This window comes from Halobacillus litoralis (genome assembly GCF_009856415.1).
GTDB lineage: Bacteria > Bacillota > Bacilli > Bacillales > Halobacillaceae > Halobacillus > Halobacillus litoralis_C.
The window spans coordinates 18,364-43,104 of the sequence record NZ_WMEZ01000001.1; the positions used below are offsets into that span (position 1 = coordinate 18,364).

Consider the following 24,741-nt stretch of genomic DNA (forward strand, 5'->3'; position numbering starts at 1 on the left):
CTTTTGGCAGTTATGAATGTAAGCGTAGAATGATTCCAAGGAAAATGCAAGGGACTTGCCATTCATGCTATAATAGCGTTTGGTATAATAGAGAGAGGAAGATGACCATGACTCATTTGACTAAGAAAAAGCGTGAAATCTTCATTCGCTGGAGCTTTTTCTTTATTGGTTTAGTCATCCTGGGCCTCGGTATTTCAATGACGATGCAGGTGAAAGAGTTTGGAATAGGACCATGGGATGTGTTTCATTATGGTCTGTTTCTTCAACTAGGTCTCACCGTAGGGACCTGGTCGATTATCGCCGGGTTGCTGATCGTTCTGACGAGTTCCGTTTTTCAAAAAATGTGGCCGCAAGCAGGAACGATATTAAATATGATTCTTATCGGTGTTTTTATTGATTTCTTTAATTGGCTTTTACCAGAACCTGAAACTTTGGTTATGCAATTATTCATTTTTATATCAGGAACGTTTGTCATTGCTTTTGGGATTGGTGTCTATGTTGCACCTGAGATCGGGGCAGGACCACGTGATAGTCTGATGTTATTGATTACGAAGGCGACTGGATGGAAAGTATCGACAGTAAGAAATGGAATTGAAATCATCGTAGCCATTGCAGGTTTTGCCCTTGGTGGACCTGTTGGGGCAGGGACGGTATTCATCGCCCTGTTTCTAGGTACATTTGTAGGATACACTTTACCACAGGCAAAAACATGGCTACAGTTTTTATTAATGAAGGGTGACATGTATGAAGATATCTACCAAAGGCCGATACGGGCTAACCATCATGATTGAACTGGCAAGGAAATATGGAGACGGACCAATTTCTTTGAAACAGATAGCCAGAGACAATGACTTATCCGAACACTACCTGGAGCAGTTGATTGCACCATTACGAAACGCAAGTCTTGTTAAAAGTGTTCGTGGTGCCTATGGGGGCTATATGCTCACGAAGGCTCCTCATGAAATTACAGCAGGAGATGTGATCCGTGTTTTAGAAGGGCCGATCACACCAGTTGAAGGGATTGAAAATGAAGAGCCTGCCAAACAAGCGTTGTGGAAGAGGGTCAGGGATGCAGTGAAAGATGTCCTTGATACCACAACTCTTGAAGACTTGAAAGATCATGTCGATGACCAGACTCAGGATGCTTATATGTTTTATATTTAATGGTCGGAGGTGAAAAGATGAAGTCAATTTATTTGGATCATGCGGCGACATCACCAGTCCACCCCAAAGTGATTGAAGAAATGATGCCTGTTTACAAAGATGTATTTGGTAATCCGTCAAGTGTTCATCAGTTTGGAAGGAAAGCCCGTCGGATCTTAGATGAAGGTCGCAGCAGAATCGCACGTGGCCTCGGTGCGAATGAGAAGGAAATTGTTTTTACGAGCGGGGGGACCGAAGCGGATAATTTAGCGATCATTGGTACGGCGAGAGCCAATCGTTCGAAGGGCAAGCATATCATTACCACTTCGATTGAACATCATGCTACATTACATGCAGTCGAATACTTGGAGTCTCATGACTTTGAAGTCACCTATCTGCCTGTCGACGAGCATGGGATTGTAAAAGTGGAGGATGTAAAAGCTGCTCTCCGCGAAGATACCATTCTTGTCTCCATCATGATGGTCAATAATGAAACAGGAGCGATTCAGCCGATTGAAGAGATAACTGCCGTGTTAAAGGAACACCAGGCTTATTTTCATTCTGATATTGTCCAGGCATACGGTCTGATGGATATGGATGTTTCGCAACTGGGAGTCGATTTGATGGCGGTTTCCGGTCATAAGATCAATGGTCCGAAAGGGATCGGTTTTTTGTATATCCGTGAAGGTACGGTGATTGAATCTCTTCAATATGGTGGAGAACAAGAACGTAAAAGGCGGGCAGGTACAGAAAACATTCCAGCCGTTCAAGGGCTGAAGACAGCTGTTGAGATTATGGAGGCTGAACGTTCGACGTATAAAGAAAAATACCTTCATTATAAGCAGCTCTTTCTTCAAACACTGCAGGAAGAGAACATTTCATTCGAAGTGAACGGGTTCCATGAAAAAACAATAGAATCGATCGTAAACATCAGTTTTCCTGGAATGAACGTGGAAACGCTGCTCACGAACTTTGATTTGTCAGGCATCGCTGCTTCAAGCGGAAGTGCTTGTACGGCAGGTTCTGTAGAGCCATCTCATGTTCTTTCTGCGATGTATGGATCCGACCATCCGAAAACGACAAATTCGATCCGATTCAGTTTTGGACTCGCAAATAATGAAGAAGATATAACAGAAGCAGCAAGGAGAGTCAGCCAAATTATTAAACGGCTGGCTTGATAAAGGAAGGTGAAAGAAATGAAAAATCCTAAAGATACACGGGTAGTCGTTGGAATGAGTGGCGGGGTGGATTCATCTGTCGCAGCTCTTCTATTGAAAGAACAAGGCTACGATGTTGTGGGTATTTTTATGAAGAACTGGGATGATACCGATGAAAATGGTGTCTGTACAGCTACGGAAGATTATGAAGATGTCATCCGCGTCTGCAACCAGTTGGATATTCCGTATTTTGCAGTGAATTTCGAGAAACAGTATTGGGACAAAGTGTTCACTTATTTCCTTGATGAGTACAAAAAAGGCCGCACACCGAATCCTGATGTGATGTGTAACAAAGAGATCAAGTTCAAAGCGTTCATGGACCACGCGATGTCTCTCGGAGCTGACTACTTGGCGACGGGCCACTATGCGCAAGTCCGTGAGAACGACGGCACATATGAAATGCTTCGTGGAGTCGATCACAATAAAGATCAAACGTACTTCTTGAACCAGCTATCACAGGAAGTGCTTTCTAAGGTGATGTTCCCGCTGGGTCATCTTGAGAAAAAAGAAGTGCGTAGGATTGCGGAAGAGCATGGTCTTGCCACTGCGAAGAAGAAAGATTCTACAGGAATCTGCTTTATCGGGGAGCGTAACTTCAAGGAATTCTTAAGTGAATATTTACCTGCACAACCAGGCAATATGGAAACGCTGGATGGTGAAGTGAAAGGCAAGCATGACGGATTGATGTACTATACATTAGGTCAGCGTCAAGGATTAGGTATTGGAGGCGCTGGAGACCCATGGTTCGTCGTAGGCAAGAATGTGACGGATAATATTCTCTACGTTGGACAAGGGTTCCATCATGATGCGCTGTACTCTGATGGTCTCATCGCTTCTGAAGCGAGCTGGACAAAAGGGTCCGTACCGACAGAGTCATTCAAATGCACGGCTAAATTCCGTTACCGTCAGGAAGACAGCGGAGTTACGGTACACCCGATGGAAGATGGAAAGTGGAAAGTCAGGTTTGACGAACCTGAACGTGCCATCACCCCTGGGCAGGCGGTCGTCTTTTACGATGGAGACGTTTGCCTTGGTGGGGCGACGATTGATGTTGTGCTCAAACAAGATGAAGCGATCACTTATGTAGGATAGAATGAAAAAGTCATGTCCGTATTTTTTGGACATGACTTTTTTATGAGTAGAACGGTTTCAGTCCAATTGGGAGGGCAAGGAAACGCCCAAAGAAATATAGCTGATGAGACCTAAGTGTCGTTAGAAGAGAATCAGGAAAGGAGATTTTTAAGAATGGATAAGTTAAAACAAGGTATTGAACAGATGCAAAACCACAATTATGAGGAAGCGGCAAAACTATTTACGGAGGCCATTGATGAGAATCCGAAAGAGCCTGTGGGGTATATCAATTTCGGTAATTTGCTTACACATATGAATGACCATGAAAGAGCCGAGCGCTTCTTTCATCGTGCCATCGAACTGGATGATACGGCAGCAACCGCCTATTATGGTTTGGGGAATGTGTATTATGAACAGGAAAAGTATACAAAAGCACAGGAGCAGTTTATCCAGGCGATTCAGCAAGGGTTGGATGAAGCAGATGTCCACTTCATGTTGGGGATGACATTCATTCATCAAGAATACGTGAAGCTTGCTCTCCCTTATCTTCTGAGAGCATCGGAACTTGCGCCGGAGGACGTGGATGTCCAATTCCAATATGGGCTATGCCTGGCTCAGAATGGACAGATTGATCAAGCTGAACTAGTCATGAACCATGTGCTACAATTAGAAGAACAACACAGTGATGCGCATTACAATCTTGGTGTCGTTGCTCTTCATCAGGAGAACGCCGGGAAAGCACTCGAGCATTTTTCGAAAGCATTGGAAATCAATCCTGAGCATATGCTGGCAGCTCATGCCAAAGGGCAAGTGGAACAAGCGTTAAACGAGTAGAGGAGTTCGATGGGTATGACTCAACAATCGCTCTTTCAAGAATCGAATGAAGAACGTCCGTATGTCAAAGGGGAATTGAGCCGGATGATTTTTCACAATGAATCCGAGCACTTTTCGATCGCTTCCATTCATGTGAAGGAAACAAATGAAGCTTTCGAGGAGAAGTCCCTTGTGATCAAGGGACATTTTTCTCCTTTGGAGGAAGGCGAAACCTATGTGTTTTATGGAGAATTCAAAAACCATAAAAAATTCGGGCTGCAGTACGAAGTCGATATGTACAATCGTGTTTTGCCGGAAACGAAAGATGGGATTGTTCTCTACTTGTCCAGTGATCTTTTCCACGGCATCGGAAAAAAAACAGCCGAACGGATCGTGGATGAGTTAGGAGAACAAGCAATCTCGAGAATATTGGAAAACCGTGATGTGTTAGATACTGTTCCTAAGCTGCCTAAAGAAAAAGCGGATCAACTCTATGAGGCCTTGAAAGAGCATCAAGGGTTCGAACATGTCATGATTCACTTATCCCAATATGGGTTTGGATTGAAGCTTGCACAAAAAATTTATGAAGCCTTCAAGGATCAAACGATGGCTATCATTGAAGAGGACCCTTACCAGCTCGTCTTCCATGTGGATGGTTTCGGTTTTCATCGAGCAGATGAAATGGCAAAGATGCAAAACCTTTCCCATGATCATCCGACAAGAATACGGGCAGCGTGTTTGTATATGATGCAAAAAAGTATGAGTGCAGGACATGTCTATCTGCCGACAGAGGAGTGCCTTGTCCAGGTAGAACAGCTGTTAAATCAGGGTTCCGATCCGGCCATTACTTTTGAACAATTATCTGAGCAAATGATCCACCTTGGTGAGGAACGATTTGTATATATAGAAGAAGAACGCATCTATCTTCCAACTCTATATTTTGCTGAGAATGGCTTTTGCAGTCATGTCGATCGCATTCAAGAGAAAGAGGTCGAGGTCGCGCATACGCAAGCAGATTTAATGAAAATCATCGGAGATTTAGAAGAAGAAGAAGCGATGAGTTATGGGGAAGACCAGTTCAACGCCATCGAAAAAGCTCTTCATTCCAAATTGATGATTCTGACAGGTGGACCGGGGACGGGGAAGACAACAGTCATTAAAGGAATCATCCATACGTATGCAGAATTGAACGATTTTTCTACCGATCCGAAAGATTATGATAGTGATAAACCTTTTCCATTCGTCCTTGCAGCACCTACAGGGAGAGCGGCAAAAAGGATGACAGAATCTACGGGGTTGCCTGCAAGCACGATCCACCGTTTGCTTGGCTGGGATGGGCATGACTCCTTTGAACGCAACCAGAATAATCCACTTGGAGGCAGTCTTTTGATCATTGACGAGTTTTCAATGGTCGATATTTGGCTTGCCAATCAGTTGTTCCGTGCCATCCCTGATGATATGCAAGTCTTGCTTGTTGGAGATGAAGATCAACTGCCTTCGGTAGGCCCCGGCCAAGTGCTTGCTGACCTCCTGGCTTCCAACACGCTTCCTTCCATAAAGCTAACAGAAGTTTATCGTCAAAAGGAAGGTTCCAAAATCATACAGCTTGCCCATGAGATTAAGAAAGATGCTTGTACGACAGCCTCCCTTGAAAAGGACCATGATTTCAACTTCATCCCGGCAAGAGAACATCAGTTAAGTGATCTCGTGACAAACATTGTCCAAAAGGCATTGGAAAAGGGGAACGAACTGAAAGATATTCAAGTGCTTGCTCCGATGTATCGAACAGATGTAGGGATCCATAAGTTGAATGAGAGCATCCAGCAGACCGTGAATCCAAAAAGTAAACAAAAACGTGATTTAAGACACTTCGAGGTCACCTATCGAAAAGGGGATAAGGTCATCCAATTAGTGAATCAGCCAGAAGATGGCGTTTATAATGGAGACATCGGAGAGATCGTTGCGATTTTCCGCGCGGAAGAAAATGTCGATGGTGTTGAACAGGTGGTTGTCGACTTTGAAGGGAAAGAAGTGGTCTATCCGAAAAAAGACTTGAACAGCATCATGCACGCTTATTGTACTTCCATCCACAAATCGCAGGGAAGTGAGTTTTCGATTGTTATTCTCCCAATCGTAAGAAGCTACCGTCGAATGTTAAGAAAGAATTTGATCTATACGGCTATTACAAGATCCAAACAATCTCTTATCATTTGCGGCGACAGGGAAGCTTTCCTTGACGGGGTAGGTACGACAGATACCAATACAAGATACACAAGGTTGAAGGAGAAATTGCAAGAAGAAACCGTCACTGAAATAGACACAGAAGAAGAGGAAGAACAGTTGTCACCATATGATTTTATGTAGGAGGTAACGTTTTGGCTCATTCTATCGGGATGTCTGGAAGTACCATATTGTCCGATCGTAACCGTCTTCCAGAGCTGTTTAATAGAGGATTGCCTCATGTGGAAATCGGAGAGTTTGGAGATATGGACTCTTATCTCTCCTTTTTGAAATTAGTCAAAGAGAACAAAGTGAGTTTTGGCATTCATGTTCCACACTTCAGAGAAAACAGCAAATATGATCTTTTAGAGGAAGTGAAAATGCAACCTTCCCTCGCCAGGGAATTGTTTGTAGAGGAAGTGCAAGAAGCGGCTCGATCAGGAGCTTCCTATGTACTTGTCCATTTTCCTTACTTCAAAGGCGAGACAGATTACACACTTGAAAAGATAGAGGAGGGGCTCCAGTTTTTACATCACTTGCAGGAATCGTATGGGGTTCCGATCGTGTGTGAACCAAAACTCGGTCAACTTAAATCTCCAGCAGGCATTCAGTACCTTTATGATTTTCCTATGAATCTGTGGGGGAAATACGGGTTACATATTTGTGTCGATATCGGTGATTATAGAATTGCGGTGGGAGACAATTGGAGAAGGTATATAGAGCCGCTTCTTCCATATACCAAAGTCGTACATATGCATAATGTCCAGTTTACTAATCAGGGGTATATTTGGACACTGATTCATCCGGACTTTGAGAAGCAGGGCACAGCTTTTGACATGGCTCCTTGTATAGAGTTACTGGCAAAAGGAAGGGACAAGTATTTTATACTTGAGCACACACCACATACCAACCCTTCTGAGGAAGAGGTGGATGAAGGAGTTGAATGGGTGATCGAACAACTCAAGTAATGTATGAATCTCATTTTCGTGGACATACTATTTGGTAAAAAAAGGAGTATGTCCGATGAGATGCCCGAACTGTAATAATAAGAACCTTGGGAAAATTGGTAACGAACAATACTATTGTTGGAACTGTTGCCTTGAGTTAACGATTGAAGATGGGAAAATGAATATCAACCAAATTGAGGAAGATGGTAGTTTAAGTTCTTTAAATGATATTTTTTATCAGCAAGGATCTTGATGATTTATGAGTGATCGCTCCTCAAAATGGTTGCGGAGATTCACCATCTTTTTTATCATCTTACTTTCTCTCTTATTGCTAGCTTGGTTGTTCCCTTATTATGATGGTGTCCTCATCGTCTTGGGGAAAGTGCTGTTACCGTTTTTGCTTGCTCTTGTGTTGTCCCTTTTATTGCAACCACTCGTGCACGTGATTGAGGATCTCGGTCTATCTCGTACGATTAGTATACTTGTGATATTTGTGCTGTTTTTTTCGTTGACGGCCTTTGGTTTATATAAGGGTATTCCACGTTTGCTTGATCAATTGAAGCTTTTAAATGAGCATTTGCCTTATTTGGTGGAGTCGTATCAGGGTTGGACGAAGCAGCTATATGCTCAAACAGAAAAATTGCCGGATGGTCTGCATCATGAAGTGGATGCGCGTTTTGCAAGTTTTGAAGAATGGGTAAGCGGGAGAGTGCTGGCCCTACTAGCAGGTCTCAGCGGGATCTTTAACATGATTGTTCTTTTAGCTGTCGTGCCCGTCATGACCTTTTATTTTCTTAAAGATTATAAGAGCATTGGGAAAGCGCTAGTGTCCATTCTCCCTTCAAAATGGCATGAAGAATCCAAGAGGTTGGTCAGAGAGTTGAATCACTCTCTAGGGGGCTATATTCGAGGGCAGCTATTGATCAGTTTATTTGTAGGCGTATTAGCTACCGCAGGATTTTGGTTGATTGACCTTCCATATCCTTTAGTCTTAGGGTTAATTGCAGGTCTGACCAATATCATTCCCTACTTCGGTCCACTTCTTGGAGCGGGTCCGGCGGTTATCGTTGCGCTTACTGTCAGTGTGAATACACTCCTATTTACATTGGCTGTCATTCTGGTCATTCAACTGGTTGAAGGAAATCTCCTTTCTCCGTATATCATGGGGAAGAGCATCCATATTCACCCTTTGTTCATCATCTTGGCGTTGCTGATCGGTGGAGAAGTAGCCGGCATCCCCGGGCTGATTTTGGCCGTTCCGGTATTGACTTGTTTTAAAGTTGTAGCGGCTGAAATCCGTACAGGAAGGTTAAACATTGACAGATGAACGCCAGTTATCTATAATTACGCTTAGCAAAGACTATAAGGACGAAAGAACACAATGAAGGAAAAAAGTAGGCGATTCTTTCATGAGCAGAGAGGTGCGTTCCAGGCTGAAAAACGCATTGCATGGAGGTTGTTGAAAGCTATTCCGGAGTGCGGTTAATTCCCGCCGGGGTCATGCCCCGTTACAGGCATTCAAGCTGATAGACCGTGTATGGTCTATAACCAGGGTGGTACCGCGGAAACAAAACCCCGTCCCTGCCGATCTAAAGGCAGGGACGGGGTTTTTTTGTTCCTTCTTCGTCCGGAACGGTCTCTATAATATCCATGAAACTGAGGAGGTTATTGAAAATGAAATCATTAACATCAGCGGAAGTCCGTCAAATGTTTCTTGACTTCTTTAAAGAAAAGGGACACAGCGTAGAACCTAGTGCGTCACTCGTCCCCCACGAAGATCCTACACTTCTATGGATCAATAGTGGTGTGGCAACATTAAAAAAATATTTCGATGGTCGCGTCATTCCGGAAAACCCGAGAATTGTGAATGCACAAAAATCAATCCGTACAAATGATATCGAAAATGTAGGATTTACGGCCAGACACCACACTTTCTTTGAAATGCTCGGTAATTTTTCTATTGGAGATTACTTCAAGGAAGAAGCCATGGAATGGGGATGGGAATTCCTTACGAGTGATCAATGGATCGGGTTCGACCCAGAAAGGTTATCTGTAACCGTGCACCCGGAAGATGATGAAGCATACCAAATCTGGAAAGATAAAATCGGACTGGATGAAGAGCGCATCATCCGCATCGAAGAGAATTTCTGGGATATCGGAGAAGGACCAAGTGGCCCGAACACAGAAATCTTTTATGACCGTGGAGAAAAATACGGAAATGACTTGAATGATCCAGAACTTTACCCAGGCGGGGAAAATGAACGCTATTTGGAAATATGGAACCTTGTTTTCTCCCAGTTCAATCACAACCCTGACGATACTTATACACCACTTCCTAAGAAAAACATTGATACAGGGATGGGGCTTGAGCGTATTGTCTGCGTCATTCAAGAAACGGAAACGAACTTTGAGACAGATCTATTCCTTCCCATCATTGAAGCAACGGAAAAAATGGCTGATAAAAATTATGGAGATAGCTTCGATACAGATGCTTCCTTCAAAGTAATTGCAGACCATATGAGAACCGTGACATTCGCTGTCAGTGACGGAGCCCTGCCTTCGAATGAAGGTCGTGGTTACGTCTTGCGTCGTCTGTTGCGTCGAGCTGTACGTTTTGCAAAGCAGATCGGGATTGATAAACCGTTCATGTATAAACTAGTTCCTGAAGTCTCTAAAATCATGGTCGACTTCTATCCTGAAGTGAAGGAAAAAGAAGCTTTCATTCAAAACGTCATTCAGACAGAAGAAGCCCGTTTCCATGAAACATTGAATGATGGGCTACAGATTCTTTCCAGCATCATCAAACAGGAAACAGAGAAAGGAAGCAATGTGTTCCCTGGAACAGAAGTTTTCCGTTTGTATGATACGTATGGTTTCCCGAAAGAATTGACAGAAGAGTACGTAGCAGAAGCCGGATTCACCATTGATGAAGAAGGTTTCCAAAACGAAATGCAAAAGCAACGGGAGCGCGCACGGAGTGCTCGTCAAAAGACGGATTCCATGCAAGTCCAGGATGGAGTACTCGGTGACGTTCACGTCGAAAGTGAATTCATTGGCTATGACACACTTCAAGTCGAAACGGAAATCGTAGAATTGATTAAAGGAAAAGATTTCAGTGGATATGCAGAAGAGGGCGACACCATTTACCTTTTCCTATCCCAAACACCATTCTACGCCGAAAGTGGCGGTCAAATGGCCGATCGCGGTTTTCTAAGAACGGAATCCGCAGTAGTTGAAGTTACCAATGTTCAAAAAGCACCGAATGGTCAGCATATGCATGAAGCAGTCGTTAAACAAGGTTCCATTGAAAAAGGAGCCACAGTGAAGGCAGAAGTCAATCAAAGTGGACGGTCCTTTATTGTTAAGAACCATACGGCGACACACCTTCTGCATCAAGCTTTAAAAGATGTCCTCGGTGAACATGTCAATCAAGCTGGTTCTCTTGTAGCTCCAGATCGCCTTCGTTTTGACTTTTCTCACTTCGGTTTTGTAACGAACGAAGAAATGGAGAAAATAGAGGCTATCGTCAATGAGAAAGTTTGGCAGTCTATTCCGGTCTCCATCGAGCTTAATTCTATTGAAGAAGCAAAAGCTAAGGGCGCGATGGCGTTGTTCGGTGAAAAATATGGTGACACGGTTAGAGTCGTCCAGGTCGGCGAATACAGCCTTGAGCTTTGCGGAGGTTGTCATGTCATGAATACAGCAGAAATCGGCTTATTCAAGATTATTTCAGAGTCTGGAATTGGCGCTGGCACGAGAAGAATCGAGGCTGTGACAGCTAAGGACGCTTATTTGTATATGAATGGCAAAGAAGCGTTGCTGAAAAAAGCTGGGGAGCAATTGAAGACGAAGCCTGAGCAGGTTCCAGAACGAATTGAAGTCCTTCATAAAGAAATGAAAGACCTTCAAAAAGAAAATGAATCGCTAAGTGCTAAATTATCAAACATGGAAGCCTCCAATATTCTGGATGAAGTGGAGGAAGTCAATGGTGTGAAGGTTCTTGCTAAGCAAGTAGATGTCAAAGATATGAATGCTCTCAGGACGATGGTTGATGATCTGAAGCAAAAACTTGACTCAGGAATGATCCTTCTAGCCGCTCCAAATGGAGATAAAGTTCAATTGATTGCAGGAGTATCGAAGGACTTAGTAGAAAAAGGATATCATGCGGGTCAATTGATCAAAGAGGCAGCGACCCGGTGTGGTGGCGGCGGTGGCGGCCGTCCAGACATGGCCCAAGCGGGTGGTAAAGACGCTTCTAAAATTCCAGAAGCACTCGAATATGCAAAAGAATATGCAAGTCAAAACGCCTAGTTTTTCCTATAGAAGAATTAGGTATATAATAGAGTAAATACTACAAAGTGCGAGGTGAATGTAATGAGTTCAATGGATAAAACGATGAGGTTCAACTTCTCTGAAGAACCGTTTGATCAAGATGTCCAATCCGTACTTCTATCTGTTTACGGAGCATTACAAGAGAAAGGGTACAATCCGATCAACCAGATTGTCGGATATTTGCTATCAGGCGACCCTGCATACATTCCTCGTCATCAGGATGCCAGAAACTTGATCCGCAAAATTGAGCGTGATGAGTTGATTGAAGAGCTGGTTAAATCTTACATCAAAGAGAATAAAGAGGGCATTGAATGAAAAAAATAGGTTTGGATGTTGGCGAAAAAACGATAGGCATCGCTATATCGGATGCTTTCGGCTGGACGGCTCAGGGCCTCACCACACTCCGTTGGGACGAACAGGACTACAATACGGCGAAAGAACCGCTAAGAGAAGTCATCCGTGACCATGACGTGACGGAAGCTGTCGTAGGGTTTCCGAAGAATATGAATGGTACGGTCGGCCCACGAGGAGAAGCGAGTCAGACTTTCGCTACATGGCTAGAAGAAGAATTTCATCTCCAAACACACCTTTGGGATGAACGCTTAACAACAATGGCAGCCGAACGCGTGCTGCTGGATGCAGATGTCAGCAGGAAAAAACGGAAGAAAGTCATTGATAAAATGGCTGCTGTCATGATTTTGCAAAGTTATCTGGATTCGAAACAATAAGGAGGACGTTTGATATGGCACTAGAAAAAGAAGAACGCATCATCATTCCTGATGAAAATGGGGAAGAGCATTTATTTGAAGTGTTGTTCACCTTTGATGTTGAACAAACAGGACATTCTTATATCGCAGTGGTCCCTGCTGAACAAAAGGATGGAGAAGAAGTAGAAGTCTTCGCCTTCCGTTACGAAGAAAAAGGGAATGAAGAGGATGACCTAGCTCTATTCCAGATCGAATCCGACGATGAATGGGAAATGGTCGAAGAAATGTTGAACACGTTGACAGATGAAGATTTAACGTGATTCTTTCCGCCTGCAGCGATCAGCTGCAGGCTTTTATTATGATCTGAGGCAATAGACTCATTCATCCTTGTAGAAAATTAAGGGAATATGTAGAAAGATTCTTTCACTTTATAGTATAATGAACCGGATGAAAGGGGGAAGTCCGTTGTCTAATTCTGACTTTAAAAATCAATATAAAAAAAGATTGAAAAATAGAATAGAGGAAGCGAGTAAAGTGAGAAAAATAGTGTCGATCATACTTACGGTCTTGGTCCTTGCTCTTTTGATCGGAGGAGTTACAGGATATCTTTACGTGAAGTCTGCTTTAGAGCCTGTAGAGCCAGGAAATGATAAACAGATCAATGTCGAGATACCTTTGGGATCTTCAACATCTTCGATAGCAGGTATTCTCGAAGAGAATGAGGTCATCAAAAACGATTTGATCTTCCGCTTTTATACAAAATTCAAGAATGAATCGGGTTTCCAAGCGGGGAATTATCAATTTACATCTTCCATGACGCTAAATGAAATTATTGAGACGTTAAAAACAGGTAAGCTTGTGAAAGAATCGGTTTACAAAGTGACGGTTCCTGAAGGACGTAACCTGGAGCAGATTGCAGAGGTTTACGCAGAAGACTTACCATTTACTAAGGAAGAATTCATGGAAAAAGTGGATGATGAATCCTATGTGAAAGAAAAGATGTCTGAATATCCTCAGCTGCTAACAGAGGATATACTGAACGAAGATATCCGCCACCCCTTAGAAGGGTATTTGTTTGCTGCGACTTATGACGTCTATGTCGAGGATCCAACCATCGATCAGATCGTGAAGAAAATGCTGGATAAAACCAAAGCGGTTGTGCTACCATATGTCAACCAGCTGGGAAACGTTGAAGGAATTGAAAATGTTCATGATCTCGTTACAATGGCCTCCCTTCTGGAAAATGAAGCTCGAACACCAGAAAGTCGTCAAATGATTTCCGGCGTGTTCCAAAACCGTCTGGTTGAAGATATGAAGCTTCAAACAGATCCGACCGTGCTTTACGCCCACGGAGAGCATAAAGACCGAGTCCTGTATGAAGATCTGGAAATCGAATCCCCATACAACACCTATTATATAACCGGACTGCCGGTTGGGCCGATTTCAAACTTCAATGAGAACTCTCTACAAGCAGCTGCTAAACCGAAGGAGCATGATTACTACTATTTCCTTGCTGATAGTAGCGGAGAGATTCATTACGCCAGTTCCCTTGAAGAACATAACCAACTGAAAAGTGAATATATTAATTAACATGTTTTTAGAAGGAATGCAAAAAGATACTCGCATTCCTTCTTTTTTTTATGTTAAAATAATGGGGTTGTAAACCGGATGTAAAAATGGTGGGAAGGGTGAAACTCGGTGAATCAAGAAAAATATTTACAGTCATTGCTTTCAAAGCCTTCCAAAGCTGTAAAGAAAATGGAATCCGATGCAGAAGAGCAGCGAGTACCAATCATGGAACCGTTGGGGATTGATTTTCTCATGCAGCTTCTCAGGATCCAACAACCTAAAAATATCCTGGAGATCGGTACAGCTATTGGTTACTCAGCCCTTCGAATGCTGGAAGCCTGCCCAGGTAGTCAAATAACAACAGTCGAACGTGACGAACAGCGGTACAAAGATGCCTTGAAAAATATTAAGGATATGAATGCCGAGGAACGGATTCATGTCATACACGGAGATGCCCTAGAGGTAGCATCTACCATTGAAAAAGAAGGCCCGTTTGATTTATTATTTATCGATGCAGCCAAAGGGAAATATGAAGAATTTTTCCATATGTATTCCCCGATGGTATCCGACACAGGCGTCATTCTTTCTGACAATGTTCTATTTAAGGGTTTTGTTGCTGATGACTCAGAAGCAACCCCAAGAATGGCGAAGATCGCTAATAAAATCAGGAGATTTAATGAATGGCTTTTCCAACATCCTGATTACTATACAACCATTGTCCCAATTGGAGACGGAGTTGCTATAACGAAAAAGAAGGAAACACAAAAGCAATGATAGATAAGATTGGAATGGATGAAAGGAGCACCCAGGAGCATGAGTGATAAACCAGTAGTGATTGGAGTAGCGGGAGGATCAGGATCAGGCAAAACGAGTGTGACTCGTTCGATCATCCAGCGCTTTACAGATAAGACCTTATTAATGCTAGAACAAGATTATTATTATAAAGATCAAAGTGATGTGCCATTCGAGGAACGGTTACAAACAAACTACGATCACCCTCTAGCTTTCGATAATGATCTTCTCATTGAGCATTTAGAGCAATTGCTTGAACAAAAGTCTGTAGAAAAACCGGTCTATGATTATAAGATGCATACCCGCTCAGATGAAACCATTCATGTTGAACCGAAAGAAGTGATTATCGTTGAGGGTATTCTTGTTTTAGAAGACGAACGCCTCAGAGATCTCATGGATATTAAAGTTTTTGTAGATACAGATGCAGATGTAAGAATTATCCGTAGATTAATGAGAGATATTAATGAGAGAGGCCGTTCGCTCGACTCTGTCATCGAACAATATATTAATGTTGTACGTCCTATGCATTTACAATTCGTAGAACCAACCAAACGATACTCAGATATTATCATCCCAGAAGGTGGACAAAACCACGTGGCCATTGATCTTATGGCAACGAAAATCCAAACGGTCCTTTACGAAAAAGGACAAACAGTGACGAAAGAAAATAGTTGAAATACTACCAAAAATCTGGCATAGTTTTCACTAGTAGTTCTAAAACATAATGTCCTCGGGTAAAGTATAGTAAATCATCTTTAATGAGCGTACAGTCGTACTGCTCATTTCCTATATTAAGGACATCATTTTTTCTTGTATTTAAAGGAGTGTATTTGGACCATGGCAGAAGAAAAAAGTTATTATATGACGGAAGAAGGTAAACAAAAGTTAGAAGAAGAATTGCATCATTTAAAAACAGAGCGACGCAAAGAAGTAGTAGAACGGATCAAAATCGCTCGCGGTTTTGGTGACCTATCAGAGAACTCTGAGTACGATGCAGCTAAAGATGAACAGGCGTTTGTAGAAGCACGAATCACACAAGTAGAAAACATGATTCGAAATGCAGTCATCATTGAAAACGATAATGAAAACCCTGACACCGTATCTTTGGGTAAATCAGTAACGTTCCAAGAGCTTCCGGAGGGAGACGAAGAGACGTACACGATTGTCGGAAGTGCTGAAGCCGATCCATTTGAAGGCAAAATCTCAAACGACTCTCCAATGGCTCAAAGCTTGATTGGACATGTTGTTGGTGACAAAGTCAAAGTCGCGACACCAGGTGGAGAAATCGACGTAAAAATCATCACAGTCGAATAATAAAAAAAGACAGGGTCTCTCCTGTCTTTTTTTATGCTTACATACTCCTCATCTTAAAGAACATGGCAGGATTCTTGAAGACTCAGTTTCGAGACTTTTATTGAGTGGATGAGGGCTACGGGGAATAGCTCACTTACCGCGGGGCCGCACACGAAGTGGGGTCGTTCGATGTTGGCACAGGACGTGCCGAACTTAATCGAACTTCCTCTAATCTCTTGAGCCTCCTCAGGCTTACGCCTTGCGGGGTCTCACCTATCATTCTTTCCCGCAGGAGTCTCGCCATTGCCAGACCAATCCCCGTATTCCCACTCGTCGGTTCTACAATGGTCCAAATTGAGTCTTCCAGAAAAGGGAGCGATTGTTTAATATAGCCCGGGAAATGAGATAGGTAAAAGAAAGCATTGGTAACAGTCAAAACTTCATGTATAATAAACGGCGAGTAAAAAGGAGGCAGAAAATCATGTCAAACAAACAATCCCCGTATTCCCGCTCAGGTCGTTATGAGAAAAAACGTCGTGGTACGAAGATGTTGACTTGGCTTGTAGGGGCAGGCAGTGTTTTCATGGTGTTACTCATTGGATTGTTGGTCTTCGGTGGAGAGGACCAAAAGGGTCAAGCAAAGGATACACAAAGTGAAGAGGTTACAAAGGAAGCTCAAGGTCCGAATGAAGGTTCTCAGGCGGAAGCTAACGAGAACAGTGAGGAAAAAGATAAAGAAGCAAAGGATAAAAAAGGTGAAGATACGGAGGAACAATCAGATAAGCATCAGGTTTCCATTGAAGAATTCGAAGAGTTGAAGCCGATCGAAGACGAAAAAGGATTGAAAATAGAAAAAAGTGATGACCCTAATGTAGAACGTGTCATCACAAAGGATTGGCCGGTTATTCCGACAGAAATGGAGACGAACGGTGAACATCGGATTACTTATCAATCAGGTTCCCAGGACTATAAAGAGTTACAAGAGGCAATCAGAAGCGCTGTAGGCCTTTCTGAGGACAATATCATCTATTGGGATGTAAGTAATAGAGGTCATCATCAAAAAGCCAAGGCAACGGTCTCTGACAAAAATAAGACAGGATACCTCAGGGTACAGATTGACTGGATTGAAGGACAAGGGTATAAACCAGTCAAACTTGAGATTCTAAAAAATAAAAACGGTTGAGAGAGGAAGTTCGGTTATGGCTATTGGAATCATTGGAGCTATGGATGAAGAAGTTGAATTACTAAAAGCGAATATGGATATAGCATCAGAGAAAGAGGTGGCTGGCAGTCTGTTTGTCGATGGACTATTGCACGGGAAGGAAGTTGTGTTATTAAAGTCGGGCATTGGTAAGGTCAATGCAGCCATGGCTACGACTATTCTTCATGAGCAGTATGAAATTGATGCTGTCATCAATACAGGATCGGCTGGCGGTTTTGCCAAAGATCTTGAAGTCGGGGATGTGGTCATTTCTTCCCTAGTGACACACCATGATGTCGATGTGACGGTTTTTGAATATAAATATGGACAAGTCCCAGGGATGCCTGACATGTATGCTGCGGATGAAAACCTTGTTAAACAAGCGATGGATGCTGTCGAGAAGACAGATGCTAAAGCAGCGAAAGGCATCATCGCTACAGGTGATTCCTTTATGCAAGAGGAATCCAGGGTAGATTTTGTTCGAGGTAAGTTTCCTGAGATGATTGCAGCAGAGATGGAAGCCGCTGCGATCGCCCAGGTTTGTTATAAGTACGGAACACCATTTGTAGTCATTCGGGCGTTGTCCGATATCGCTGGTAAAGAATCGTCTATTTCATTTGATCAATTTTTACCGAAAGCTGCCGAAAATGCAGCTGTCATGATCATGGAAATGGTGAAAAATTACGAATAACAATCATTTCCACCGACACTATGATTCTCATATGTTAAGATTTCATAGTAGGAGGTGGACTGTATTGGATACTTCCCAATGGTTAAAGAAAAAAGTAATGGATTTTAAACGGTTCGTGATGACGCTCTTAATCATGAGCACTTATCTTTATATAGGTACATTGATCAGCCTTTATGAATATGGTACAAAATCTTACTTGTTTTTGTACCCTGTCATCGGCATAGCCCTTATGACAGCATTCATCATGACATTAAAAATTAGAAAATGGAAACAACAACTCATAGAGGACTGAATGAAACAGCCACTCCATTCTTATAAGATGGTAGTGGCTGTTTTTTATCCATTTTTCCCTTGTTTGCTCTGTTTATAGAACTCATGAAAAATCTTCATTAACGCACGCTTTTCAATTCTTGATACATAACTCCTCGATATTCCAAGTTCTTTGGCAATTTCCCGCTGCGTTTTCTCTTCCGTCTGATTCAGTCCATATCGGAAAATAATGACTTCTTTTTCCCGCTCATCTAACACAGTGATGAAATCCTTGATTTTCTCCAATTCCATATGAAGTTGGATTTCCTCCACAATATCAGTGACATCCGCCTGTAGAATATCAAGAAGGTTCAATTCGTTTCCTTCTTTGTCATGCCCGATCGGATCTTGCAGTGAAATGTCCTTACTCATTTTCTTCGTAGACCTGAGGTGCATGAGAATTTCGTTCTCAATGCAGCGTGCGGCATACGTGGCAAGTTTCGTCCCTTTTCCTGTTGAATAACTTTCAATTCCTTTGATCAATCCGATTGTCCCAATAGAAATAAGGTCTTCAAAGTCTTCTTTCGTGTTTTCAAACTTTTTCACAATGTGTGCGACAAGTCGCAAATTGTGTTCAATCAGTTTGTTTCTGGCTTCATGACTACCTTCTGCCATTAATTGAAGCTGTTTGGCTTCTTCTTCTGGAGGCAGGGGATTCGGAAAAGCCTGGTTTTTTACATAAGACATGAAGAAGAGAGACTCTTTGAAAAAATAAAGGATGGAAGCGATGAGACTGCTCATAGGACGCACCTCCTCAAGGATTAGGCAAATGCCTACAACATACTTATGTCCTTGAGAAGTCGTCTGTGCTTGTCTGTGGTTAAAAATAATGTTCATAAAGGTAAAAAAATGCCCCCATCAGAATGGAGGCATGTCGTTTTATGAATCTGATGCTTGTCGCTTCTGCTCTTCTTTTAGAACTTCTGCGTATTCATCCTTTACACTCTTTTCCCAAAGAGGTACGCCGGCACGATAAGCCGCTCTTGAGATCATATGTCCGGAGACCGGCGCGGTCAACAGGACGAAAAATATTCCAAGAAGCAGTTTACCACTTACGATGTCATGTTCTACGTAGTGGAATAGAAATGCACCGATCATAATTCCTGACACTCCAAGGGTTGAACTTTTTGTCGCCGCATGAAGTCGTGTGTACACATCAGGAAAACGCAAAATCCCTATGGAACCAGAGATAAGGAAAAAGGCACCGATCAATAGAGACAGACATATAGTGATGTCAAAAATTAAATTAATCCATGTCCCGCTCAATGATAACACCCTTTTCTAAGAATTTCGCCAGTGCGACCGTACCGATGAAGAGTAGAATACCAATCAGTAGGACGACGTCATTAAACCTTGTGGTTACGAGCAGGATGGCGATTAGTCCTGCTAAGGCCATGAGATTTATTCCAATGATATCAAGGGCCACCGCACGGTCCGGATTTGTTGGGCCGAGGATTGCACGATACAAAAGGAGGATCACGGAGATAGCAACAGCTATAACAGCAATGGTAGCTGATATTTGTATCAATGTTTGTGTCACATCAAGGATGTCTTCCATTTAACGGGTCACCTCCATGATACGCTTTTCAAATGAATTTTTAATTTCGCTCACGGATTCCTGCACATCCGGCATATCCATCGCGTGGATGAAGATCTTCGTATGATCTTCACTTACTACGACAGATAAGGTCCCGGGAGTCAGTGAAATTAAGTTGGCGAGAAGAGTGATTTCAAAGTTTGTTTTTACATCAATCGGAAGTGCGAATATTCCTGGCTGCATATCCATTTTTGGCTTATAGACATGCTTGACGATGTCGATATTGGATAAGACAAGCTCTCGTATAAACAAAAGAATGAGAAGGAAAAATTTCCACGCCCGTTTCATATAGAATGAATCTGGTACAAAACGCTGCAGGACGAAGAGTAGTATGATTCCTAAGATATAACCGACAAAGAAGGTTGTGAAATTGTATGTTTCACTCAGGAACATCCACATCATAGCGATGATGATGTTCAGTAAGATTTGTAAAGGCATTCGCTTCTACTCCTTTAACACAGAATCAATATAGAGTTCTGGATCCATCATATATTGAGAGATGGTTTCTATTGTCGGGAAAAACGATTCAGCACCTACACCGAGGAGAATGGAAACTGTAAGAAGGCCGGCTGCAGGAAGGGCCATTCGTTTCCCTGTCTTTTCCCGCTCAGGTACAGGAATATCCATTTTTTCTCCCCAAAACCCTCTAATGAAAATTCTAATCATCGAGAATAAAATGAGTAGACTTGAAATAAGAGCGGTGATGACAATGAAAATTTCCTCTTCTCCTAATCCACCGCGTAATAGTAATAGTTTCCCTATAAAGCCACTGAATGGTGGTATGCCTGCCAATACCAAGGATGCCAGAAACATGAGCCATCCGAGAACGGGGTAATGATGAATCAATCCACCCATTTTTCGTAGGTCAGATGTTCCTGCTACATAAGCAGTTGCTCCGACCAGGATGAAGAGAGCACCTTTAATTACCATATCATGAACAAGGTAATAAATGGTTCCACTAATGGATACCTCTGTAAAGATCCCGATCCCCATAAGCATAAAGCCCACAGCTGGAATGATGTTATACGCAACAATCAGCTTAATATTGTTCGTTGATAGAGCGCCAACAACTCCAAAAATCATAGTCAGGGCTGCTAGATATATGAACAAGGTATGTGTCAAACCGACCTCGTGATTGAAAACCAAAGTGAATGTCCGCAAGATCGAATAGATTCCTACTTTCGTCAATAGGGCTCCGAATAAAGCAGAGACGACAGGGTTTGGAGATATATACGGTCGTGGCAGCCAATAATAAAGAGGAAAGACCGCCGCTTTTGTTGCAAAAACAAAGAAGAACAAAATGGCAATCGTCGTTAGAATTCCTTGCTGATCCACTTCCTGGACACGTTGAGCAGCTTGTGCCATATTGACAGTTCCTACCACCGAATAAAGAAAAGCGATGGTTGTGACGAACAGCATGGAAGAAAACAAGTTGATCAATACATATTTGAGTGATTCCCTAAGTTGTGCTTTACCGTTCCCAAGTACGATCAATCCATAGGAAGCCATCAAAAGCACTTCAAAAAATACGAAAAGGTTGAAGAAATCACCGGTTAGAAATGCACCGCTCACTCCGGAGATCAAAAGGAAAAAGAATGTGTAGAAGTAAAAAGACTCTTCTTTTTTTGATAAGGACTGAGGTGCAAAGAAAACACTGGCTACAGCAATGATGTTTGTCGTCAGAACCAACGTCATTGCGAGGAGGTCAGCGACAAGTACGATGCCGAAAGGAGCCTCCCAGCTACCCATTTCAAGAACAATGTTCCCGTTATCTCTCACTTGCATGAAAACGTACCCTGTGATGAGGAGATTCAGCACCGCAAACACTTTGGATACATTTCTTACAATCGTTATCTTATTGTGAATGAAAGCTACAATGATGCCTGCGATTAAAGGCATCAGAATAGGTAATACAGCTAAATTACTCATAATCGTTACCCCTTAATTGCTCCATATTATCGGTGCCGTTAATTTTTGCAGCACGATAAGCTAATACAAGTAGTAGACTTGTAACACCGAAACTGATGACGATTGAAGTTAATATCAATGCCTGTGGGAGTGGATCCGTGTAATTTTCTACTCCTTCAGTCAGGACTGGCGGTGCCCCTGTTTTCAACTCTCCCATTGTCAGGATGAAGAGGTGGGCCCCATGAGAAATGAGGCCTGTCCCAATGATAATACGTAACAATTGTTTTTGAAGGAGGTTGTAGACACCCATAGTGAAGAGAATGCCGGCTAAAACGGCCATAATAATTTCCATGTATTATTCCTCCTCCTTGTTCTTTCTAAAACGGATCAATCCGTAAATTGCCATAGCGGCAATTCCCAGTACAACAATTTCAAACAAAGTATCTAAACCACGAAAATCTACGAGGATGACGTTTACGATATTGTCTCCTCCGCCAAGCTTGTATGAATTGTCTGTAAAGTACTTAGAAATAGACTCAAAGAACTTACTGCTGTGAGAAGAGATGGCTACCATTGTCATCAACGCACCAAAACCTATAGATATGACGAGGTTAAGCACTTTGGTACTTACAGGTTCTTCTTTTTTACGTAGCTTCGGTAAATGATAAAAGACAAGCAAAAACAAAGCGACGGTTACAGTTTCTATAATCAACTGAGTAAGAGCTAGGTCAGGCGCCCGGTATATGACGAAAAGCATCGATAATCCATAACCTACAACTCCCAGAATAAGGATTGCGGCAATTCGGTTATTGGTAAGGGCGGTACCTATGGCCGCAATAACCATCGTAACAGCGACGAGTATTTCGGGAGCCGTAATTTCCGCTACATTGGATGTATCCAATGTAAACCCACCCGTCATTGCCATAAAGGCAAAAGAAATGACAACAATAGCTGCTAGAATCAACCTTACATATCGTCCTAGAGAACCGTTCATGTATCCTTTAGTGATCGTAGCAGAATATCGTTCCACTCGATCAACGGTGCCGTCATAAACTTTGTTCATGCTTAGAACCCCTGGAACGAAGTTGTACACCGGGGCCCAAACCTTCCTGGATAGAGCAAGAATGCTTCCGAACACCAGGACAGTGAGTGACATGATAAATGGTGGTATAAACCCATGCCAAAAGTATATCTCTTTTCCTTCCAAAGCCGCCCCCTTGACTGCTTCAGCCGCATGGGCGATGAAAGGTTCATTGATCAACCCCGGGAACAACCCTATAAGGATGACGCCAGCCACCAGCACAATAGGTGAGATGAGCATACCAATCGGAGCTTCATGCGGTTTTTTTGGTAGCTCACTCAAGTGTGAACGACCACGGAAGGTCCCGAAGAAAAAGTACATAGAGTACACAAAAGTAAATATACTACCGAAAACAGCTAAGTAAGGAACAGCTGTTTGAAGCAGCCCGGCGATTCCGGTGCTTGCTGCTTCTAAATGAAGGGAAGATTCAAAGAACATTTCTTTACTATAGAAACCATTTAAGAATGGTAGGGGTACACCAGCCATAGAGAACGAGGCAAATAATGCTAGTGTAGCCGTCATAGGCATGAATGTCATGAGACCGCCTAGTTTTCGAATGTCCCTTGTTCCTGCTTCATGATCAACAATACCAGCGACCATAAATAGGCTTCCTTTGAACGTGGCATGGTTAAGAATATGGAAAACAGCCCCAAAGATTGCGGCCTTCGTGCCGAATCCGAGCATAGCCATAATCATTCCAAGCTGACTGATTGTGGAGAAAGCCAGAATACCTTTCAAGTCTGTTTGCCTTACTGCCATATAAGATCCCCAGCATAATGTGACAATACCTGCAATCGATACAATGATAAAGAACCATTCATTTGCAGAAAGCATTGGGGAATACCGGGCAACCAGATAGATGCCGGCTTTCACCATTGTTGCTGAGTGTAAATAAGCACTGACCGGAGTTGGAGCTTCCATAGCATCTGGCAGCCAGATGTGGAAAGGAAACTGAGCAGACTTCGTGAAAGCACCCAACAATAATAGAATCAGGATCAACGGGAAAAATTCGCTGTTAAGAATTAATTGTTGCTGTTCAATCATTCCTCGTATGCTTGACGTATTTGTAAGCACACTCATGAAAATCAGGGCACCTAAAAGGCTCAATCCGCCAAAGACAGTGATGAGCATCGATTTTAATGCACCGTATCTAGACTCTTTCTTATAGTTCCAAAATCCGATCAATAAGAAAGATGATAGGGACGTGAACTCCCAGAAGGTATAAAGGGCAAAAACGTTATCAGATAATACTACTCCTAACATTGAGCCCATAAAGATGAGGAAGTACACATAAAAATGTCCCAGTTGCTCGGATTTATGTAGGTAAAAAACCGAATAAAAGGCAACTAGGGCGCCGATTCCGCTAATTAATAAAACAAAAAGTAAACTCAGTCCATCCAGATGGAAGACCATATTCATATCCAGGGATGGGATCCAGGAGTACTCATGGACGACCGGTTCGAAACCAGTACCTAGAAAGCTCGCAAAATAAATAAAAATCAACACAGGTACAATTGTGACGAAAAATCCTGTGTGAATCTTTTCTTTCCATTTACTTAACAATGGAATAAGGATAGCAATGATAAAGGGCAATAATACAGCCACCAACATGTGGTATGTTCCTCCTTTGACGTAACTTTTCTCTATTTTCAATTGGATTTTGGATGTTTGTAACAATGTGTTCACTCAATTGTAATCAAAAAAAGGTTCATTATTCAACTGTAGCATACCGGGGATATGCGGGGATAGGCTTTATTTAGTCTGTCCTTATAAATAAGAAGGAAGACATCATTTAACCAAATAAAAAAAGTCATAAAAAAACTCGTCCTTCGATGGATGGACGAGCGTTT

Annotated in this window: 27 protein-coding genes and 1 other annotated feature; of the genes, 20 read left to right on the forward strand and 7 right to left on the reverse strand. The window is 42.5% G+C overall.

The window, feature by feature from the left end; all coding sequences use genetic code 11:
• Positions 1-107: 107 nt before the first annotated feature.
• The 20 genes from GLV98_RS00080 to GLV98_RS00170 all read left to right on the forward strand — a co-directional run bounded on the left by GLV98_RS00080 (position 108) and on the right by GLV98_RS00170 (position 18,288).
• A complete protein-coding gene (locus GLV98_RS00080) occupies positions 108-791 on the forward strand; it encodes a YczE/YyaS/YitT family protein (RefSeq protein WP_160910873.1) in 684 nt (227 codons plus the stop codon).
• The gene (gene cymR / locus GLV98_RS00085) at positions 745-1,164 is read left to right on the forward strand and encodes a cysteine metabolism transcriptional regulator CymR (RefSeq protein WP_146812759.1); all 420 of its coding nucleotides are present in this window, start codon (positions 745-747) and stop codon (positions 1,162-1,164) included. The genes GLV98_RS00080 and cymR overlap by 47 nt, the downstream gene beginning before the upstream one ends.
• A 17-nt stretch (positions 1,165-1,181) precedes the next feature.
• Positions 1,182-2,321: a cysteine desulfurase family protein gene (locus tag GLV98_RS00090; RefSeq protein ID WP_160910875.1), complete on the forward strand. Its 1,140-nt coding sequence runs from the start codon at positions 1,182-1,184 to the stop codon at positions 2,319-2,321.
• Positions 2,322-2,339: 18 nt separating this feature from the next.
• Positions 2,340-3,452: a tRNA 2-thiouridine(34) synthase MnmA gene (gene mnmA, locus GLV98_RS00095; protein WP_160910877.1), complete on the forward strand. Its 1,113-nt coding sequence runs from the start codon at positions 2,340-2,342 to the stop codon at positions 3,450-3,452.
• Positions 3,453-3,605: 153 nt separating this feature from the next.
• Positions 3,606-4,265, forward strand: a complete 660-nt coding sequence (locus GLV98_RS00100) for a tetratricopeptide repeat protein (RefSeq protein ID WP_160910879.1) — start codon at positions 3,606-3,608, stop codon at positions 4,263-4,265.
• A gap of 15 nt (positions 4,266-4,280) precedes the next feature.
• Entirely contained in the window at positions 4,281-6,608 is a 2,328-nt protein-coding gene (locus GLV98_RS00105) for an ATP-dependent RecD-like DNA helicase (RefSeq protein WP_160910881.1), read from the forward strand.
• An 11-nt stretch (positions 6,609-6,619) separates the two neighbouring features.
• The gene (locus GLV98_RS00110; RefSeq protein ID WP_160910883.1) at positions 6,620-7,432 is read left to right on the forward strand and encodes a TIM barrel protein; all 813 of its coding nucleotides are present in this window, start codon (positions 6,620-6,622) and stop codon (positions 7,430-7,432) included.
• 55 nt (positions 7,433-7,487) lie between these two features.
• On the forward strand, positions 7,488-7,664 hold the full coding sequence (locus GLV98_RS19925) for a hypothetical protein (RefSeq protein WP_089652618.1): 177 nt from the start codon (positions 7,488-7,490) through the stop codon (positions 7,662-7,664).
• A gap of 6 nt (positions 7,665-7,670) precedes the next feature.
• On the forward strand, positions 7,671-8,738 hold the full coding sequence (locus tag GLV98_RS00115; protein ID WP_160910885.1) for an AI-2E family transporter: 1,068 nt from the start codon (positions 7,671-7,673) through the stop codon (positions 8,736-8,738).
• Positions 8,739-8,783: 45 nt separating this feature from the next.
• Positions 8,784-8,997: a binding site (T-box leader), on the forward strand.
• Positions 8,998-9,085: 88 nt separating this feature from the next.
• Positions 9,086-11,722, forward strand: a complete 2,637-nt coding sequence (gene alaS, locus GLV98_RS00120; protein ID WP_160910888.1) for an alanine--tRNA ligase — start codon at positions 9,086-9,088, stop codon at positions 11,720-11,722.
• Between the two features lie 63 nt (positions 11,723-11,785).
• Entirely contained in the window at positions 11,786-12,058 is a 273-nt protein-coding gene (locus GLV98_RS00125) for an IreB family regulatory phosphoprotein (protein WP_115822523.1), read from the forward strand.
• Positions 12,055-12,471 carry a Holliday junction resolvase RuvX gene (gene ruvX, locus GLV98_RS00130; protein ID WP_160910890.1) on the forward strand — a complete coding sequence of 139 codons (417 nt, stop codon included), beginning with the start codon at positions 12,055-12,057 and terminating at the stop codon, positions 12,469-12,471. Before GLV98_RS00125 ends, ruvX begins: the two co-directional genes overlap by 4 nt.
• A 14-nt stretch (positions 12,472-12,485) precedes the next feature.
• The gene (locus GLV98_RS00135) at positions 12,486-12,770 is read left to right on the forward strand and encodes a DUF1292 domain-containing protein (protein ID WP_089652614.1); all 285 of its coding nucleotides are present in this window, start codon (positions 12,486-12,488) and stop codon (positions 12,768-12,770) included.
• Positions 12,771-12,915: 145 nt separating this feature from the next.
• Positions 12,916-14,040, forward strand: coding sequence for an endolytic transglycosylase MltG (gene mltG, locus GLV98_RS00140; RefSeq protein WP_202409865.1), 1,125 nt, complete (start codon positions 12,916-12,918; stop codon positions 14,038-14,040).
• Positions 14,041-14,208: 168 nt separating this feature from the next.
• The gene (locus GLV98_RS00145; protein WP_202409896.1) at positions 14,209-14,793 is read left to right on the forward strand and encodes an O-methyltransferase; all 585 of its coding nucleotides are present in this window, start codon (positions 14,209-14,211) and stop codon (positions 14,791-14,793) included.
• 39 nt (positions 14,794-14,832) lie between these two features.
• On the forward strand, positions 14,833-15,486 hold the full coding sequence (gene udk, locus GLV98_RS00150) for a uridine kinase (RefSeq protein WP_160910897.1): 654 nt from the start codon (positions 14,833-14,835) through the stop codon (positions 15,484-15,486).
• A gap of 162 nt (positions 15,487-15,648) precedes the next feature.
• A complete protein-coding gene (greA, locus tag GLV98_RS00155; protein ID WP_160910900.1) occupies positions 15,649-16,125 on the forward strand; it encodes a transcription elongation factor GreA in 477 nt (158 codons plus the stop codon).
• Positions 16,126-16,585: 460 nt separating this feature from the next.
• Positions 16,586-17,287, forward strand: coding sequence for a YrrS family protein (locus tag GLV98_RS00160; protein ID WP_160910902.1), 702 nt, complete (start codon positions 16,586-16,588; stop codon positions 17,285-17,287).
• A gap of 16 nt (positions 17,288-17,303) precedes the next feature.
• Positions 17,304-17,996, forward strand: coding sequence for a 5'-methylthioadenosine/S-adenosylhomocysteine nucleosidase (gene mtnN, locus GLV98_RS00165; RefSeq protein ID WP_160910904.1), 693 nt, complete (start codon positions 17,304-17,306; stop codon positions 17,994-17,996).
• Positions 17,997-18,060: 64 nt separating this feature from the next.
• Entirely contained in the window at positions 18,061-18,288 is a 228-nt protein-coding gene (locus GLV98_RS00170; RefSeq protein ID WP_160910906.1) for a YrhC family protein, read from the forward strand.
• A gap of 44 nt (positions 18,289-18,332) precedes the next feature.
• On the opposite strand, the gene sigK is transcribed toward GLV98_RS00170, so the two are convergent.
• The 7 genes from sigK to GLV98_RS00205 all read right to left on the reverse strand — a co-directional run bounded on the left by sigK (position 18,333) and on the right by GLV98_RS00205 (position 24,502).
• Positions 18,333-19,046: an RNA polymerase sporulation sigma factor SigK gene (sigK, locus tag GLV98_RS00175; protein WP_089654342.1), complete on the reverse strand. Its 714-nt coding sequence runs from the start codon at positions 19,044-19,046 to the stop codon at positions 18,333-18,335.
• 138 nt (positions 19,047-19,184) lie between these two features.
• Positions 19,185-19,571 (reverse strand): monovalent cation/H(+) antiporter subunit G, encoded by a 387-nt coding sequence (gene mnhG / locus GLV98_RS00180; RefSeq protein ID WP_160910908.1) that lies wholly within the window; start codon positions 19,569-19,571, stop codon positions 19,185-19,187.
• Positions 19,552-19,863, reverse strand: a complete 312-nt coding sequence (locus tag GLV98_RS00185) for a Na(+)/H(+) antiporter subunit F1 (RefSeq protein WP_160910910.1) — start codon at positions 19,861-19,863, stop codon at positions 19,552-19,554. The genes mnhG and GLV98_RS00185 overlap by 20 nt, the downstream gene beginning before the upstream one ends.
• Positions 19,864-20,340: a Na+/H+ antiporter subunit E gene (locus tag GLV98_RS00190; RefSeq protein WP_160910920.1), complete on the reverse strand. Its 477-nt coding sequence runs from the start codon at positions 20,338-20,340 to the stop codon at positions 19,864-19,866.
• A gap of 6 nt (positions 20,341-20,346) precedes the next feature.
• The gene (locus GLV98_RS00195) at positions 20,347-21,831 is read right to left on the reverse strand and encodes a Na+/H+ antiporter subunit D (protein WP_160910922.1); all 1,485 of its coding nucleotides are present in this window, start codon (positions 21,829-21,831) and stop codon (positions 20,347-20,349) included.
• Positions 21,824-22,162, reverse strand: coding sequence for a Na(+)/H(+) antiporter subunit C (locus GLV98_RS00200; RefSeq protein WP_089654337.1), 339 nt, complete (start codon positions 22,160-22,162; stop codon positions 21,824-21,826). Before GLV98_RS00200 ends, GLV98_RS00195 begins: the two co-directional genes overlap by 8 nt.
• A 3-nt stretch (positions 22,163-22,165) precedes the next feature.
• A complete protein-coding gene (locus tag GLV98_RS00205; protein ID WP_160910925.1) occupies positions 22,166-24,502 on the reverse strand; it encodes a Na+/H+ antiporter subunit A in 2,337 nt (778 codons plus the stop codon).
• Between the last annotated feature and the right edge of the window lie 239 nt (positions 24,503-24,741).

Coding starts and splice junctions, on each gene's coding strand:
- GLV98_RS00135 (WP_089652614.1), top strand. CDS start 12,486: ATGGCACTAGAAAAAGAAGAACGCATCATCATTCCTGATGAAAATGGG.
- GLV98_RS00205 (WP_160910925.1), bottom strand. CDS start 24,502: ATGTTGGTGGCTGTATTATTGCCCTTTATCATTGCTATCCTTATTCCA.
- GLV98_RS00145 (WP_202409896.1), top strand. CDS start 14,209: ATGGAATCCGATGCAGAAGAGCAGCGAGTACCAATCATGGAACCGTTG.
- GLV98_RS19925 (WP_089652618.1), top strand. CDS start 7,488: ATGAGATGCCCGAACTGTAATAATAAGAACCTTGGGAAAATTGGTAAC.
- cymR (WP_146812759.1), top strand. CDS start 745: ATGAAGATATCTACCAAAGGCCGATACGGGCTAACCATCATGATTGAA.
- GLV98_RS00195 (WP_160910922.1), bottom strand. CDS start 21,831: ATGAGTAATTTAGCTGTATTACCTATTCTGATGCCTTTAATCGCAGGC.
- GLV98_RS00200 (WP_089654337.1), bottom strand. CDS start 22,162: ATGGAAATTATTATGGCCGTTTTAGCCGGCATTCTCTTCACTATGGGT.
- GLV98_RS00090 (WP_160910875.1), top strand. CDS start 1,182: ATGAAGTCAATTTATTTGGATCATGCGGCGACATCACCAGTCCACCCC.
- sigK (WP_089654342.1), bottom strand. CDS start 19,046: ATGAGCAGTCTCATCGCTTCCATCCTTTATTTTTTCAAAGAGTCTCTC.
- GLV98_RS00080 (WP_160910873.1), top strand. CDS start 108: ATGACTCATTTGACTAAGAAAAAGCGTGAAATCTTCATTCGCTGGAGC.
- GLV98_RS00115 (WP_160910885.1), top strand. CDS start 7,671: ATGAGTGATCGCTCCTCAAAATGGTTGCGGAGATTCACCATCTTTTTT.
- mtnN (WP_160910904.1), top strand. CDS start 17,304: ATGGCTATTGGAATCATTGGAGCTATGGATGAAGAAGTTGAATTACTA.
- GLV98_RS00185 (WP_160910910.1), bottom strand. CDS start 19,863: ATGGAAGACATCCTTGATGTGACACAAACATTGATACAAATATCAGCT.
- GLV98_RS00125 (WP_115822523.1), top strand. CDS start 11,786: ATGAGTTCAATGGATAAAACGATGAGGTTCAACTTCTCTGAAGAACCG.
- mnmA (WP_160910877.1), top strand. CDS start 2,340: ATGAAAAATCCTAAAGATACACGGGTAGTCGTTGGAATGAGTGGCGGG.
- GLV98_RS00190 (WP_160910920.1), bottom strand. CDS start 20,340: ATGCCTTTACAAATCTTACTGAACATCATCATCGCTATGATGTGGATG.
- GLV98_RS00100 (WP_160910879.1), top strand. CDS start 3,606: ATGGATAAGTTAAAACAAGGTATTGAACAGATGCAAAACCACAATTAT.
- ruvX (WP_160910890.1), top strand. CDS start 12,055: ATGAAAAAAATAGGTTTGGATGTTGGCGAAAAAACGATAGGCATCGCT.
- alaS (WP_160910888.1), top strand. CDS start 9,086: ATGAAATCATTAACATCAGCGGAAGTCCGTCAAATGTTTCTTGACTTC.
- udk (WP_160910897.1), top strand. CDS start 14,833: ATGAGTGATAAACCAGTAGTGATTGGAGTAGCGGGAGGATCAGGATCA.
- GLV98_RS00105 (WP_160910881.1), top strand. CDS start 4,281: ATGACTCAACAATCGCTCTTTCAAGAATCGAATGAAGAACGTCCGTAT.
- greA (WP_160910900.1), top strand. CDS start 15,649: ATGGCAGAAGAAAAAAGTTATTATATGACGGAAGAAGGTAAACAAAAG.
- GLV98_RS00160 (WP_160910902.1), top strand. CDS start 16,586: ATGTCAAACAAACAATCCCCGTATTCCCGCTCAGGTCGTTATGAGAAA.